Origin of the sequence: Catellatospora aurea, assembly GCF_042663325.1 — a bacterium.
Lineage (GTDB): Bacteria > Actinomycetota > Actinomycetes > Mycobacteriales > Micromonosporaceae > Catellatospora > Catellatospora aurea.
The window spans coordinates 1-14415 of record NZ_JBHTAC010000057.1 but is presented as its reverse complement, the minus strand read 5'-3'; the positions used below and the strand labels follow the sequence as shown (position 1 = coordinate 14415).

13 protein-coding genes are annotated in these 14415 nt (G+C 71.3%); 5 read left to right on the top strand and 8 right to left on the bottom strand.

What is annotated here, in order from left to right:
- Nucleotides 1-7: 7 nt before the first annotated feature.
- From ACFQO7_RS33810 to ACFQO7_RS33780, 7 genes are all read right to left on the bottom strand, one after another.
- Nucleotides 8-1012 carry a DNA adenine methylase gene (locus ACFQO7_RS33810; RefSeq protein ID WP_376810193.1) on the bottom strand — a complete coding sequence of 335 codons (1005 nt, stop codon included), beginning with the start codon at nucleotides 1010-1012 and terminating at the stop codon, nucleotides 8-10.
- Nucleotides 1013-1080: 68 nt separating this feature from the next.
- Nucleotides 1081-2256: an ROK family transcriptional regulator gene (locus tag ACFQO7_RS33805; protein ID WP_203692170.1), complete on the bottom strand. Its 1176-nt coding sequence runs from the start codon at nucleotides 2254-2256 to the stop codon at nucleotides 1081-1083.
- A gap of 28 nt (nucleotides 2257-2284) precedes the next feature.
- Nucleotides 2285-3547 (bottom strand): sugar ABC transporter permease, encoded by a 1263-nt coding sequence (locus ACFQO7_RS33800; RefSeq protein WP_376810192.1) that lies wholly within the window; start codon nucleotides 3545-3547, stop codon nucleotides 2285-2287.
- A complete protein-coding gene (locus ACFQO7_RS33795; protein WP_376810219.1) occupies nucleotides 3544-4317 on the bottom strand; it encodes an ATP-binding cassette domain-containing protein in 774 nt (257 codons plus the stop codon). The genes ACFQO7_RS33800 and ACFQO7_RS33795 overlap by 4 nt, the downstream gene beginning before the upstream one ends.
- A 94-nt stretch (nucleotides 4318-4411) precedes the next feature.
- Nucleotides 4412-5497, bottom strand: coding sequence for a sugar ABC transporter substrate-binding protein (locus ACFQO7_RS33790; protein ID WP_376810191.1), 1086 nt, complete (start codon nucleotides 5495-5497; stop codon nucleotides 4412-4414).
- A gap of 605 nt (nucleotides 5498-6102) precedes the next feature.
- On the bottom strand, nucleotides 6103-6582 hold the full coding sequence (gene ybaK, locus ACFQO7_RS33785; RefSeq protein WP_376810190.1) for a Cys-tRNA(Pro) deacylase: 480 nt from the start codon (nucleotides 6580-6582) through the stop codon (nucleotides 6103-6105).
- A gap of 88 nt (nucleotides 6583-6670) precedes the next feature.
- Entirely contained in the window at nucleotides 6671-7834 is a 1164-nt protein-coding gene (locus ACFQO7_RS33780; protein WP_376810189.1) for a class I SAM-dependent methyltransferase, read from the bottom strand.
- 352 nt (nucleotides 7835-8186) lie between these two features.
- On the opposite strand from ACFQO7_RS33780, the gene groES reads away from it, so the two are divergent.
- From groES to ACFQO7_RS33760, 4 genes are all read left to right on the top strand, one after another.
- Complete coding sequence (groES, locus tag ACFQO7_RS33775) at nucleotides 8187-8501, top strand: co-chaperone GroES (RefSeq protein ID WP_203692166.1); 315 nt, start codon at nucleotides 8187-8189, stop codon at nucleotides 8499-8501.
- A 68-nt stretch (nucleotides 8502-8569) separates the two neighbouring features.
- Complete coding sequence (groL, locus tag ACFQO7_RS33770; protein WP_376810188.1) at nucleotides 8570-10216, top strand: chaperonin GroEL; 1647 nt, start codon at nucleotides 8570-8572, stop codon at nucleotides 10214-10216.
- A 101-nt stretch (nucleotides 10217-10317) separates the two neighbouring features.
- Nucleotides 10318-11274, top strand: a complete 957-nt coding sequence (locus ACFQO7_RS33765; RefSeq protein ID WP_376810187.1) for a ribosomal eL19 family protein — start codon at nucleotides 10318-10320, stop codon at nucleotides 11272-11274.
- A 189-nt stretch (nucleotides 11275-11463) separates the two neighbouring features.
- On the top strand, nucleotides 11464-13020 hold the full coding sequence (locus tag ACFQO7_RS33760) for a molybdopterin-dependent oxidoreductase (protein ID WP_376810186.1): 1557 nt from the start codon (nucleotides 11464-11466) through the stop codon (nucleotides 13018-13020).
- Here the strand turns inward: ACFQO7_RS33760 and ACFQO7_RS33755 are convergent.
- Nucleotides 13001-13366: a WhiB family transcriptional regulator gene (locus ACFQO7_RS33755; protein ID WP_360539544.1), complete on the bottom strand. Its 366-nt coding sequence runs from the start codon at nucleotides 13364-13366 to the stop codon at nucleotides 13001-13003. The genes ACFQO7_RS33760 and ACFQO7_RS33755 overlap by 20 nt on opposite strands.
- A gap of 200 nt (nucleotides 13367-13566) precedes the next feature.
- On the opposite strand from ACFQO7_RS33755, the gene ACFQO7_RS33750 reads away from it, so the two are divergent.
- Entirely contained in the window at nucleotides 13567-14355 is a 789-nt protein-coding gene (locus ACFQO7_RS33750) for a helix-turn-helix transcriptional regulator (protein ID WP_360539546.1), read from the top strand.
- The last annotated feature ends 60 nt before the right edge of the window (nucleotides 14356-14415 follow it).

Here is a 14415-nt window from a genome sequence, read left to right as displayed (position 1 = left end):
GCCTATCTCATCGAATCCGAGCGCCGGATTTTCGATGAGATAGGCCAACGTCTAACAGGTCGGGAGGCGGTGCCGGCACACCGGTCAGCGCGGCGTGTACGGCCTCCGGGCCACCGAGGCGGGTGACCAGGGCCGGGGAGAGGTACAGCGACTCGATCGTGCGGGCGGGCCGGCCGTTGAGCGTGCCCTGCGACGACGTGCCCGCGTCCAGGTGCAGGTGCAGCAGGTCCAGGTCGGCGGGCAGCGGCTCGCCGTAGCTGCGCTCGCCCGCAGCGGGGTCGCGGGACAACCCGTCGTACGACAGCAGGAACGAGGTGCCCCGGCCGACCGCCTCGCGCAGCCGTGCCACGAACGCCTCGCGCGGCATCCCGGCCATGTACCGGTGGTCCCGGGCCCGGCTCACGCCCTCGTACGGCGGGTCGAGGTAGACCACGTCGCCGGGTCCGGCCTGGGCGAGCACGTCGGCGTAGTCGGCGGCGTACGCGCGGCAGCCGACCAGCACACGGGCGGTCGCGGTCAGCCGGGCCCGCATCGCGGCGGGCCGCGCGCCCAGCCGCCGCCGGTCCGGACCCTGGTTGAAGCCGCCCTCGCGGTTGTAGCGCACCGCCGCCTTGACGCAGCGGGCGAGCAGGTAGAGCAGGCAGTGCGGCTCGTGGGTCTCGTTGAAGCGGGTGCGCACCGCGTCGTAGTACGCCCTCGGGTCGGTGAGCTGCTCGTGCCACAGCCGCTCGTAGTCGTCGGCGAGCGCCACCGGCTCGGCCAGCACCCGCTGCCACAGCCGCATCAGCGGCTCGTTCACGTCGCTGATCTCGGCGGTCTCGCCGATGCGCAGGTGCCGGGCGGCGATGGCGACGGCGGCCGACCCGGCGAACGGCTCCAGCAGGCGCGCGGTGTCCGGCGCCAGCAGCGGCACGATCGCGTGCGCGAGCTGCCGCTTGCTGCCCTGGTACGGGATCGCGTGCGGCACGTCGGCGAGGCCGGGCAGGCGGCGGGGCGGGAAAGGGGCCGGCACGACCATCCATTGTGCTGGATGGTTTGGGCTACCGGCCGGTATTCACCCTGGCGGGTCGGTGTCGGCAATCAGCCCAGCGGGTCGGCGAGCAGCTGCTCGAAGGCGAGTTCCGCAGCGCCCAGCAGGGCCGCGTCGCCGCCCAGCTTGGGTGTGCGCAGGCGGACGTGCTCGCGGGTGGCGGGCAGGCCGATGCTGTTCAGGCGGCTGCGCACCTGCGCCGCCGCGGCCAGGTACACGTCGCGCAGCGTGCCGCCGAAGATGACCAGCTCCGGGTTGAAGATGTTGACCAGGTTCGCCACGCCGAAGCCGAGCCAGTCGCCGACCTGGCGCACGGCGACCTGGGCGGTGGCGTCCCCGCGCGCGGCGGCCTCGACTACGGCCAGCACCGCCTCCGCGCCCTGGGCGGTGTCGCGGCCCGCGGCGTGCAGCAGCGCGTGCTCGCCGATCTCGGTCTCCCAGCAGCCGCGGGAGCCGCAACCGCAGGCGCGGCCGTGCGGATTGACGACCATGTGGCCGACCTCGCCGCCGTAGCCGCCGTGCCCGGTGACCCGGCGACCGCCGGCGATGATGCCCGCGCCGACGCCGACGTCGCCGTACATGTAGATGATGTTGTCGCAGCCCACGGCGACCCCGCGGGTGTGCTCGGCCAGCGCGCACAGGTCCGCCACGTTGCCGACGGCGACCTGCGGCAGCAGGTCCGGCAGCCGGTCCTGCAGGGCGTGCCCGAGCGGCTCGTCCAGCCAGCCCAGGTGCGGCCCGAGCCGGACCAGGCCGTCCTCGCGGCGGACCAGCCCGCACACGGCGATGCCGGCCCCGATGCACCGGGCCTGCGGCTTGACCTGCTCGGCCATCTGCGCGACGAAGTCGGCCACGGGACGTACCGCCTCGATGGCCTCGCCGCGCGGGCGCGGCGCCTCCCGCTGATCCAGGATGACGCCGCCCAGCCCGACCCGCGCCACCCGGATCCGGTCCACCTCCACGCTCGCGGCGTAGGCGTAGACCAGGTCCGAGGACGGGCGCACCACCAGTGACGGCCGGCCGGCCCGGCCGGTCTCGCGCGGCGCCTCCTCGCTGACCAGGCCGACAGCGGCCAGGTCAGCGGTGAGAGCGCCGATGGTGGAGCGGTTGAGACCGAGTTCGGAGGTGAGCTCGGCACGGGAGATAGAGCCGCGCACGTGCACGAACCGCAGCAACGCGCCGAGGTTCTGCCGCCGGATCTCCTCCTGGCTCGGTCCCGCTCGCATGATTCTCCCGTAAACAGGCGTACGTCGGTCAGCTGCTCGCGGCCGCGCGCCGGCGCGAGAAGGCGTCCACGCTCGCCGCCAGCAGGAGCACGATGCCGGTGGCGACGTACTTGTACGCCGAGCTCCAGCCGACCAGGCCCATGCCGTTGATGATCATCGTGATCACCAGGCCGCCGAGCACCGCGTCCAGGACGCGGCCCTTGCCGCCGAAGAGGCTGGTGCCGCCGATGACCGCCGCCGCGACGCCGTACAGCAGCACGTTCGAGCCGCCGGTGTTCGGGTCCACGGAGCGCGCCATGCTGGCCGCCAGGATGCCGCTGACGGCCGCCATCGCGGAGCAGATGACGAACGCGGAGATGCGGATGCGGTCCACGGCGATACCGGCCCGGCGGGCCGCCTCGCGGTTGCCGCCGACGGCGTAGATGTGGCGGCCGAAGGCGGTGCGGCGCAGCACGAACGTCCACACCAGCAGGAGCACTCCGATCACGGGCACCACGATCGGCACGCCCTTGAGCGAGAACAGCGGGTTGCGGCTGCGCTCCTCGTTCAGCACGGCGACCGCGACGCCCACCAGCACCGCCAGGCCGATCACCCGGAAGGCGACGACCTGCCACAGCATCGCGGGCAGCCCGCGGCGGCGGCGGTTGCGCTGCTGGATCAGCTGCGTGGCGGCGAAACCGAGCACGGTCAGCGCGCCCAGCGCCCAGCCGACCATCGGCGGCATGTACTCGTTCTCCAGCGAGATGATGATCTCGTCGCGGACCGAGATGTTGGTGCCCTCCTTGAGCAGCCACAGCACGGTGCCCTGGAAGGCCAGGAAGCCTGCGAGGGTGACCACGAAGGAGGGGATGCCGACCTTCGCCACCAGGAAGCCCAGCAGCAGGCCGATCACGACACCGGTGACGACCGCCGCGGCCACGCCGACGTACCAGGGGTAGCCGTTCGTGGTCAGCATGATCGCGAGCACCGCGGCGCAGACGCCCGACGCGAAACCGGCGCTGAGGTCGATCTCGCCGAGCAGCAGCACGAAGACCAGGCCCATGCCGAGCACGACGATGGGCCCGGCCTGCGTCAGCAGGTTGGCGAAGTTCAGCGGGGTGAGGAAGGACGGCCGGGCGGCCGAGAAGACGATCGTCAGCACGATGATGCCGAGCACCGCCGGCAGCGCGCCCATGTCGCCGCTGCGGACCCGCTGCCCGTAGCCGCGCAGGTAGCCCCAGAGGCCGCCGTCGTCCTTGGCCGGGGTGGCGACCTTGGCCGCCTCGTACGAATTCGTGGTGGTCGCGCTCACGCTGCGGCTCCTTCCTCGACGAGGCCCAGCTGGCCGCTGCGGCCGGAGGTGATCAGCTCGACCACCTGCGAGTGGGTGACATCCGACGTCTTGACCTGGGCCGCCATCCGTCCCAGGTACAGCGCGGCGATCCGGTCGGAGACAGCGAACACGTCGTTCATGTTGTGGGAGATCAGCACAACGGCCAGACCGTTGTCAGCCAGGCGGCGGACCAGTTCCAGCACCTGCTGGGTCTGGGCCACGCCGAGGGCGGCGGTGGGCTCGTCGAGGATGACCAGCTTGCTGTTCCAGAGCACGGCCTTGGCGATCGCCACGGTCTGCCGCTGGCCGCCGGAGAGGCTGGACACCTGCTGGCGGACCGACTTGACGGTACGCACCGACAGGCCGGCCAGGGTCTGCTGGGCGAGCTGCTCCATCGTCGGCTCGTCGAGGATCATGCCGCTCTTCTTCTCGCGGCCCAGGAACATGTTCTGGACGATGTCCAGGTTGTCGCAGAGCGCGAGATCCTGGTACACGATCTCGACGCCGTGGCTGGCGGCGTCGCGGGGGTTGTGGACGTGGACCTGCTTACCCTCCATCAGGTATTCGCCTGAGTCGATGGGGTAGATCCCGCCGATGCACTTGACCAGCGTTGACTTGCCGGCGCCGTTGTCGCCGACGAGTGCGGTTACCTCGCCTGGGTGAACCTGGAAGGCGACGTCCCGCAGCACCTGCACCGGGCCGAAGCTCTTGTTGATTCCACGCAGTTCGAGTAGAGGGGTTCCCATCAGGGCGCTCCGTTCGAGGGGTTACTGCCTGTTCCACAGACGTGGTCCCTGGGTGCCTTGCGACCCCCAGGGACCACATTCCGGTCGATCAATCAGGTCAGCTGATGCCGGCCTCGGTGCACTTGGCCGCGAAGTCGGCGGTGCACAGCTCTGCCTTGGTGACGTAGCCGTCGGTGACGACGTCCTTCACGTTCGCGAAGTAGATCGCCTGCGGCTCCAGCAGGACCGAGGGCACGTCCTTGCCGGTCTCGGAGTCCTTGGTGGTCTGCGAGACGGACTTGGTCTCACCCTTGGCCAGGGCGATCGCCAGCTCGGCGGTCGCGGTGGCCTCCTTCTTCACGGCCTTGTACACGGTCATGCACTGGTCGCCGAGGAGGATGTTCTGCAGGCCCTGCACGGTCGCGTCCTGGCCGGTGACCGGGACCTTGCCGTTGAGCTTGTTCTTCTTCAGGATCGAGATCGCCGCGTTGCCCAGGCCGTCGTTCGCGGCGAGCACGCCGTCGATCTTGCCGTTGGCCTTGGTCAGCATCTGCTCGAAGAGAACGCCGCCCTGCGCGTTGTCCCAGTCCGGCACGGCCTGGTCATCGACGAGGGTGTACTCCTTGGCGTCGTACTTCGGCTTCAGCACCGACACGCCGCCCTCCTTGAAGAGGGTCGCGTTGTTGTCGGTCGGCGAGCCGTTCAGCTGCGCGATGGCCGGGTTCTTGGCGCCCTTCTCGGTGAGGCACTTGACCAGGCCCTCACCCTGCAGGCGACCGACCGCGACGTTGTCGAAGGACACGTAGTACTTCGCGTTGCCGCCCAGCGTGAGCCGGTCGTAGTCGATGGTCGGGATGCCCTGCGCCGCAGCCTTGTCCAGCACGGCCTTGCCGGTGCCGGAGTCGAGGTTGACGATGACCAGGACGGTGACGCCCTTGGTGATCATCTGGTCCGCGATGCTCTGGAACTGGGTCTTGTCACCCTGGGCGTTCTGGATGTCGTACTTGACGTTGGCGGCCTTGAAGGCCTCCTCCAGGTACTTGCGGTCCGCGGTCTCCCAGCGGGCCGAGGACTTGCTGTCCGGCAGGATGACGCCGACGAAGGGCGTCTTCGAGTCGGCGGGCTGGGCGTCTTCCGCACAGGCGGCCAAGCCGGTGACGGCCATCAGGCCGGTCATGGCTACAGCCAGGATCCCTTTGCGCATCGTTGCTCAAATCCTCTCGGATTCAGGGGTGTGTATTCAGGTGGTGCGGGCGGCCCCGCCGGGTTCCGGGACCAGGCGAGTCCAACAGCGTTCATCAGTGCGTGAGGCCGGTCACACGGGGTTTTGTTGTGTGCGACAACGTATGCGCAACAAATGCAAACGCGCAAGCCCAAGGTTTGTTGTTGGCAATAACAATTCAGCAACGTCCCCGTAACCCACCCGCTCGCTGCTCTTTCCCGCCGCGCCGATCTTGCGCGAACAGTGGGTACGACACACTCAATCCCGGCAATTGGACAACCGTTCACGCAAGATCAACGTGATCTTGGTGGTGGCGGGCCGGCGGGTGCGGAGCGTGCGCTGATGGGCCTTCGGGCGGTAGCCGGTAGCCGGATCGTCTGGCGTCGTGTGGCGAGCGGTTGCGCCAAGTGGTGCGTGTCGGTCGCGGCGAAGCGGACATATGGGTGGGTTGCCGCTTGGAGATCCGTTTTTGTGGACGCTGGACGCCCCTATGGGGGCACCGGGCGTCCACAAAAACAGATCATGAAAGGAAGCGGCGGGTATCGGTCGGCTGGGAGTCGGCCGTGGGTAGGCCGCCCTGGGGCGGGTCAGGCGCGGGCGATGGCGGCCAGCGTCGCGGAGGTCAGGCGGACCAGGTCGGCTGGGGCGAGCCGGAGTTGCAGACCGCGCTTGCCGGCGGAGACGTAGATCAGGTCGCCGTCCAGCGCCGACTGGTCGATCACCGTAGGCAGGCGTTTGCGCTGGCCGAGGGGGCTGATGCCGCCGCGGACGTACCCGGTGGTCTTCTCGGCGAGGTCGCGGTCGGCCATCGCGGCCTTCTTGCCGCCGGCCGCCGCCGCGAGCGCCTTGAGGTCGATCTCGCCGGTCACCGGCACCACGGCCACGGTGAGCGCGCCGTCGACCTCGGTGACCAGCGTCTTGAACACGCGCGCCGGGTCGGCCCCGATCGCGTCGGCGACCAGCGCGCCGTAGTTCGGGGAGTCGGGCGAGACCTCGTACGTGTGCAGCGTGTGCTTCACCTTCTGCTTCGTCAGCAGTGCTGTCGCGGGAGTCCCCTGGCTGGCCACGCCGCGATGCTACCGCCGTGGCGGGCGGCGGAATCGATCAGGGACTTCTGGACACGAAACGCCGCCGAACCGTGCCATAAGTTCATGATCAACGCTCGAAAGGGGTGGCGAGGATGGCGAGGGGGGTGGTGGCGGTGCGGGTGAGGAGGAGGGAGGCGGGGTTGGGGCCGGCGAGGCGGAGGTCGCGGCGGAGTTGTTCGACGTCGAGGGCGCTGCCGCGTTTGAGGATCTCCAGTCGGCCGACGCCGCGGTCGCGGAGGGTGGCGCGCAGGCGTTTGAGGGAGAAGGGGAGGACCTCGTCGACGGTGAAGCAGCGGCCGAAGGGGGCGGCGATGGGGGTGTCGGACCAGATGTAGGCGATGTTGGGGTCGGCGAGCCAGCCGTCGTGGGCAGCGGCGAACTCGGCGACGAGGTGGGCGCGGACGACGGCGCCGTCGGGGTCGGTGACGTAGCGGCCGGGCGGGGCGACCGGGGCGGACTGCTCGCCGGTGCCGGTGAGCTCGTGCGGGACGCCGGCGCGGAAGACGGTCGCGCGGCGCGGCGTGGTCGCGAGCGGGCCGCACCAGGCGGCGGCCTCGACCACGTCGCCGTCGACGGAGACCAGTTCCAGTTCGCAGCCCGCGGGCAGTAGTGCTTGGTCGATGCCGGGGGCGAGTTTGAGCACCGTGTGCGGGATCCGCTGCGGGAGGGAGACCACCCAGTCCCAGGGTGGGGAGTAGTCCTCGGGGCGGAACACGCGGCGGCCGCCGCTGCGGCGGGCCGGGTCGCAGAACACGGCGTCGACCAGGCTCAGGTCGAAGTCCTGGGCGTCGCCGCAGGTCACGGTCGCGTCGGGGGCGTTGAGCGCGGCGCAGGCGGCGGTCAGCGGGTCGGCGTCGACGCCGTACGCCCGGATGCCGGTGGCGGCGACGGCCCGCAGGTCGGCGCCGAGGCCGCAGCCCAGGTCGGCCAGGGCCGCGACACCGGCGGCGCGCAGGCGGGCCGCGCGGCGTACCGCGACGATCTCGCGGGTGGCCTGCTCCAGGCCCGCGCGGGTGAGGAAGACGCGCCCGGCGTCCGCGCCGAACTTGGCCGCGGCCCGGCCGCGCAGCGCGACCTGGGTGAGGGCGGCGGCGGCCAGGCCCGGCGGCACGCCCCGGGCCCGCAGCGCCGACGCGGCGGCCAGCTCGTCGGTCCCGGCCAGCTGACCTGCCAGGTCCAGCGCCGCGACACCTTCGGGGGTACGCAGCAGCGCCAGCTGATCGAGATCCACGGCCCCATTCTCGCAGCGCGACCGTGCTGGCTGCGTCGCGGCCGACGGCGCTCGCCGCGCCCGCCGCTCGTGGCGGCAGGGAACGTCACAGTGACCCGGCGACACGCCCCGGTGAGCGCTGGACACCTGGTGAATCGGATAATTCACCGAGTGGCGGCTGGCACTCTCCTTGACTGAGTGCTAGACGCGGCATAATGTTCGGAGTTAGCACCCTGCCCTGCAGAGTGCTAACGCATGACCCGCCCGGCGAGGCCGACACCCGCGACGACGGCAGCGCTCGGGCGAAGACTTGACCAGAAGACAACACCCGGGGCTCGTGCCGCGAGAACCCGGGGCTATACCCCAGGAGGGTATGCTCGTGACTACCGCGACGAAGGTTGCGATCAAGCCGCTCGAGGACCGGATCCTGGTCCAGGCGAACGAGGCTGAGACCACCACCGCGTCGGGCCTCGTGATCCCCGACACCGCCAAGGAGAAGCCGCAGGAGGGCACCGTCCTGGCTGTCGGTCCCGGCCGCGTCGACGACAAGGGCAACCGCATCCCGGTCGACGTCAAGGTGGGTGACAAGGTCATCTACTCGAAGTACGGCGGCACCGAGGTCAAGTACGCCGGCGAGGAGTACCTGCTGCTCTCCGCCCGCGACGTCCTCGCGGTCGTCGAGAAGTGATCCGTGCGATGCCCCGGCCCGCCCGCGAGGGTGAGCCGGGGCATCGTGACGTTTAAGGGAGACGATTGATGCCTAAGATCCTTAGCTTCTCCGACGACGCGCGGCACCTGCTGGAGCACGGTGTCAACGCGCTCGCCGACGCCGTCAAGGTCACGCTCGGCCCGAAGGGCCGCAACGTGGTGCTCGACAAGAAGTTCGGCGCGCCCACGATCACCAACGACGGCGTGACCATCGCCAAGGAGATCGAGCTGTCGAGCCCGTACGAGAACCTGGGCGCGCAGCTGGTCAAGGAGGTGGCGACCAAGACGAACGACGTCGCGGGCGACGGCACCACCACGGCCACCGTGCTGGCCCAGGCGATGGTCCGCGAGGGACTGCGCAACGTGACCGCGGGCACCAACCCGGCCGGTCTCAAGCGCGGCATCGACGCGGCCGTCACCAAGGTCAGCGACGCGCTGCTGGCCAAGGCCACCCCGGTGGCCGACAAGTCGGACATCGCGCAGGTCGCGACGATCTCGGCGCAGGACTCCACCATCGGTGAGCTGATCGCCGAGGCGATGGACAAGGTCGGCCGGGACGGTGTCATCACCGTCGAAGAGGGCTCGACGATGACCACCGAGCTCGACATCACCGAGGGCATGCAGTTCGACAAGGGCTTCATCTCGCCGCACTTCGTCACCGACCCCGAGTCGGGCGAGGCGGTGCTGGACGACCCGTACATCCTCATCACCACCAGCAAGATCTCCTCGATCGAGGAGCTGCTGCCGCTGCTGGAGAAGGTTCTCCAGACCAGCAAGCCGCTGCTGATCGTGGCCGAGGACGTCGACGGCCAGGCGCTGAGCACCCTCGTGGTGAACTCGATCCGCAAGACCGTCAAGGTCGCCGCGGTGAAGGCCCCCGGCTTCGGCGACCGCCGCAAGGCGATGCTGCAGGACCTCGCCGTGCTCACCGGCGGCGAGCTGATCGCCCCCGAGCTGGGCTACAAGCTCGACGGCGTGACCCTGGAGCAGCTCGGCCAGGCGCGCCGTGCCGTCATCACCAAGGACACCACCACGATCGTGGACGGTGCCGGGTCGCAGGACGAGGTCAACGCGCGGGTCTCGCAGATCCGCAAGGAGATCGAGGCCTCGGACTCCGACTGGGACAAGGAGAAGCTGGGCGAGCGCCTGGCCAAGCTGTCCGGCGGCATCGCCGTCATCAAGGTCGGCGCCGCGACCGAGGTCGAGATGAAGGAGCGCAAGCACCGCATCGAGGACGCCATCGCGGCCACCCGCGCGGCGGTCGAGGAGGGCATCGTGCCCGGCGGCGGCGCGGCGCTCGCGCAGATCGTCAGCGTGCTCGACGACGACCTCGGCTTCACCGGCGAGGAGAAGGTCGGTGTCTCGATCGTGCGCAAGGCGCTGGTCGAGCCGCTGCGCTGGATCGCCCAGAACGCCGGCCACGACGGCTACGTCATCGTGCAGAAGGTCCAGGGCAGCGACTGGGGCACCGGCCTCGACGCGGCCAAGGGCGAGTTCGTCGACCTGGTCAAGTCCGGCATCGTCGACCCGGTGAAGGTGACCCGCAACGCGGCCATCAACGCCGCGTCGATCGCGGGCCTGCTGCTCACCACCGAGTCCCTGGTGGTCGAGAAGCCGGCCAAGGCCGAGCCCGCGGGCAACGGCGGCCACGGCCACTCGCACGGCCACGGCCACCAGCACGGCCCGGGCTTCTGAGCCTGAGCGGCTGACCTCGACAGCGGGTCCCGGCGTCGGCCGGGGCCCGCTGTCGCCTTTCCGTCCTTTGTGGCATGCACCACGGTCGATAGTGTCCTCGCATGACCGGTCGCGGCTTGGTGCGGTACTTCGGCCTGGTGGGCCTGGCCTACCTGGTCGCGACGCTGGGCACCGGCCTGACCGACTACCTGACCGCGGCCGAGGTGAGCAAGGCCAAGGCGCTGGCCATCTCCGGCGGCGTCGGCCTGGTCGTGGCGCTGCTGCTCGGCCTGATCGACCTGGCCAAGAGCGGCAACTCCCGCAACGCGACCGCCGAACCGGCCGGCGCGGGGCCGGGCGCGATCCCGCCGAGCGGCTACGCGGTGCCCCCCGGCCACGCGGGCGGCAGTGGCTCCGCCTATCCCGCAGGTCAGGGCGTTCCCGGCGGCAGCACGGCCTACCCGGGCGGCCACGCCGCGCCTTACCCGGCGGGCGGAAGCGCGCCATACCCGGGCGGCCCAGGCAGCGCCCGGCCGACCGGTGCGCCGCCGCGGCGGGGCGGGGCCGGGCTGGTGCTCACCGCGATCCTGCTGCTCGGGCTGTGCGCGGGTGGCGGTTACCTGGCCACCACAGCGGTACAGGCCGGGGTGCAGAAGTTGAGCGAGTTCGCCACCCCGCCGTGGATCAACAAGCGCAACGAGACGGGCCAGGAACGGCTGGCGTCGGAGGTCTCCGAGACCGGTGGTCCGCTGACCATCACCGTGCTGAGCGTCGAGGTCACCAGCCAGGCCACCAAGGTCAAGATTCGGGGCGAGAACACCGGCGGCGACGCGCTCACGCTGCCGACGTTCGGCCGGGCCCAGCTCACCGCCGCGGGCGAGACGCTGCTGCCGGACCCGGGCGCGAGCACCTGGCCGGAGACCGTGCCCGCGGGCGGCGAGGCGACCGGCGTCATCGTCTTCGACGGCGTGCTCGGCCCGCACGTCGACTCGGTGCGCCTGTCCTTCAGCGTCATCCACGGCAGCTTCGACGCACCGCCCAACATCGCCGTCGACATCCCCATCCAACCGCTCCAGTGATCCGGCGCCCGCTCCCGCGGCCGGTGCGGCCGCAACAGGCTGCACTTTCAAGGAAACTGCAGGGCGGCGAGGACGTCCCCGCCGTGGGGCCGCGGGGCGGCGAGGTGGGCGGCCCGTTGTGGCGAGGCGGATGCAGGGTAGGCGGCGGTAAGGGAACGGTAAGGCGTCGGGTCGTGCCGTGACGGGGTGATGCGGGGCAGACTGGCGGGCGTGGTGAGTCGTGGACGGGCGATGGTCGCGGGCGTGGTCTCGGCCGCGGTGGCGGTGGGGCTGGGCGAGCTGGTCGCGGTGTGGACGGGGCCGCGCAGCGCGCCGCTGATCGCGGTCGGCGGTGCGGTGATCGACCTGGTGCCCGAGCCGGTCAAGGCCGCGGCGATCAGCGTCTTCGGGGTGTACGACAAGATCGCTCTGCTTGTCGGCACGTCGCTGCTGCTGGTGGTGTTCGCCGCGCTGGTGGGCCTGGCGGCGCGGCGGGACTTCCGCTGGGGTGTGGCCGGGATCGGGTTGTTCGGCCTGATCGGGGTCGCGGCGGCGCTGACCCGCCCGAACGCGGGGGTTGTCGCGTTCCTGCCCGCCGCCGTCGGCGCGGCCGCCGCGGTGGGTGTGCTGGGCGCGCTGCTGGACGTGGCCGCCCGCACCGAGGACCTGCCGGACAGCCCGGCGACCGCGGTCTCCCGCGCGGCGGGGCGGCGGCGCTTCCTGCGGCTGAGCGTGGCCGGGATCGGGGCGGCGGCGGTGGCCGGCTTCGTCGGGCGCTCGCTGGCCGCCCGCAAGGACGTGCAGCAGGCTCGGGCGGCGGTCGCCCTGCCGCAGCCGGCCAGCCCCGCGCCCGCCCTGCCCGGCACGGTGGACCCGCCGGTCGCGGGCCTGTCCGAGTACGTGACGCCGAACGGCGACTTCTACCGCATCGACACGGCGCTGGTCGTGCCGCAGGTCGATCCGGCCACGTGGCAGTTGCGCATCCATGGCCGGGTGGCCCGGCCGATCACGCTGAACTTCGAGCAGCTGCTGGCCCGGCCCATGATCGAGCGGTACGTGACGCTGGCCTGCGTCTCCAACGAGGTCGGCGGCGACCTGATCGGCAATGCCCGCTGGCTCGGCGTGCCGCTGAAGGACCTGCTCGACGAGGCGGGTCCGCTGGACGGCGCGGACCAGGTGGTCAGCCGGTCGGTGGACGGCTGGAACTGCGGCACGCCGACCGCGCTGCTGCGCGACGGGCGCGACGCGATGCTCGCCGTCGCGATGAACGGCGAGCCGCTGCCGGTCGAGCACGGCTTCCCGGTGCGCATGGTGGTCCCCGGCCTGTACGGCTACGTCAGCGCCACCAAGTGGGTGACCGAGCTGGAGCTGAGCTCCTTCGCCGACTTCGACGCGTACTGGGTGCGCCGGGGCTGGTCCGCGCAGGGGCCGATCAAGACCGAGTCCCGGATCGACACCCCGCGCGAGGGCGGCACGGTCACCGCGGGCACGGTCACCGTGGCCGGGGTCGCGTGGGCCCAGCACCGCGGGGTCACCGCGGTGGAGGTACGCGTCGACGACGGCCCGTGGCAGCCCGCCGACCTGGCCGGGACCGTGTCACCGGACACGTGGCGGCAGTGGACGTTCCGCTGGGACGCCGCGCCGGGCGAGCACACGCTCGCCGTGCGCGCGGCGGACACCAGTGGTCAGGTCCAGACGGAGGCCCGCGCCGATCCCGCCCCGGACGGGGCGACCGGCTGGCACACGATCAGCGTGCAGGTGCGCTGACGTCCTCGGAGAGCCGAGCTTCGAGCCGTTGCACGTCGACGCGCTCGCCGCGCCGGTCGGCGCATTCGCGCCAGCCCAGTTGCAACAACTGGTGCCGCTCGTTCTCGGTGAACCCACCCCATACGCCGTACGGCTCGCGGGTGGTAAGCGCATGCGCGGCGCATTCGGACCGCACCGGGCAGCGTTCGCATACCTGTTTCGCCGCGCTTTCACGGCGTCCCCGAGATGAGCCTCTTTCACCATCGGGGTGGAAGAACTGCAAGCTGTCACGGCCTTTGCACGCGCCGTGATGCTGCCAGTCCCAAACGTCGGCTATCGGACCGGGAAGTCTGCGGAAGTGAGCCATCTGACCTCCTAGGGGATGGGAGGCTTGAGTTCAAGCGAAGAGATTTAGGCAACGTCAGCACGTTACTCCGCGTACGTCCACTTGTCGCCATCCAGTGGATGATCAGGTAGTGCTGGACCGAGATTTCGACGGAATCCCCGGAAAGTGCGTAATGATCTGGGTGTCTCGTGGTCTTCTTCGCAGGAGAGAGGGGGATCACCGTGCAGACCGTTCTCGTATGCGTCCGCACCGCCGCTGCGGCCGCGACCATCGCCTCGTGTGCCGAGCGGCTGGGCGTGGCCGCTGGAGTGCGTACCGTGACCAGTGCCGCCGAGGCGATCGCGCAGCTTGCCGCGTTCCCGGCCGGGATCGTGCTGGCCGACACCGCGCTCACTCGGCCCGATACCGTGGGATTCACCCGAAAGGTGATGACCGCGGTGCCACACGCCCAGCTGGTGCTGTTCGGCCCGGAGGAGCCCGCCGCCGCGCAGGCCGCCATCCGGGCCGGGGCCAGAGGGCTCATCGGCGGGACCGACCCCGATCCGGTGAGCACCGCCGCCAAGGCGCTGCTGCTGGTCAGCAGGCCCGCCGCGCGGACCGCCGACGCCGTGCGGCCCGCGGTCAGCGGCGTGATGGCAGGCGCGTCCCGCGCGCCCGCCGGGCCCGGCCGGCCCATGCCTCCGGCGGGACCGGGCATGTCGGTGCCGTACGCCAACCGCAGCCCCGGCGCGGGACCGTCCGCGGTGGTGCCCGCTCAGCGCGGCGACCTGCCGGGGGAGGCGCCGCCCGGCGGCGTGGTGCGCCCGGCGCGTTCGGTCACGCTGACCGAGCGCGAGCTGCAGGTGCTGCGCGGCATGGCCGACGGCCAGAGCAACGCCGAGATCGGCCGCGACCTGTTCGTCTCCGAGGACACCGTCAAGACCCACGCCCGGCGGCTGTTCCGCAAGCTCGGCGCACGCGACCGGGCCCACGCGGTGGCCGCCGGCTTCCGCGCCGGCCTGGTCTTCTGACCTGAGCGACGCCCGGCGCGGACCCCCTCCCCGCGCCGGGCGCCCGCCGGCCGTAGTCCT

Coding starts and splice junctions, on each gene's coding strand:
- groL (WP_376810188.1), top strand. CDS start 8,570: ATGCCTAAGATCCTTAGCTTCTCCGACGACGCGCGGCACCTGCTGGAG.
- ACFQO7_RS33765 (WP_376810187.1), top strand. CDS start 10,318: ATGACCGGTCGCGGCTTGGTGCGGTACTTCGGCCTGGTGGGCCTGGCC.
- ACFQO7_RS33790 (WP_376810191.1), bottom strand. CDS start 5,497: ATGCGCAAAGGGATCCTGGCTGTAGCCATGACCGGCCTGATGGCCGTC.
- ACFQO7_RS33760 (WP_376810186.1), top strand. CDS start 11,464: ATGCGGGGCAGACTGGCGGGCGTGGTGAGTCGTGGACGGGCGATGGTC.
- ACFQO7_RS33755 (WP_360539544.1), bottom strand. CDS start 13,366: ATGGCTCACTTCCGCAGACTTCCCGGTCCGATAGCCGACGTTTGGGAC.
- groES (WP_203692166.1), top strand. CDS start 8,187: ATGCTCGTGACTACCGCGACGAAGGTTGCGATCAAGCCGCTCGAGGAC.
- ACFQO7_RS33805 (WP_203692170.1), bottom strand. CDS start 2,256: ATGCGAGCGGGACCGAGCCAGGAGGAGATCCGGCGGCAGAACCTCGGC.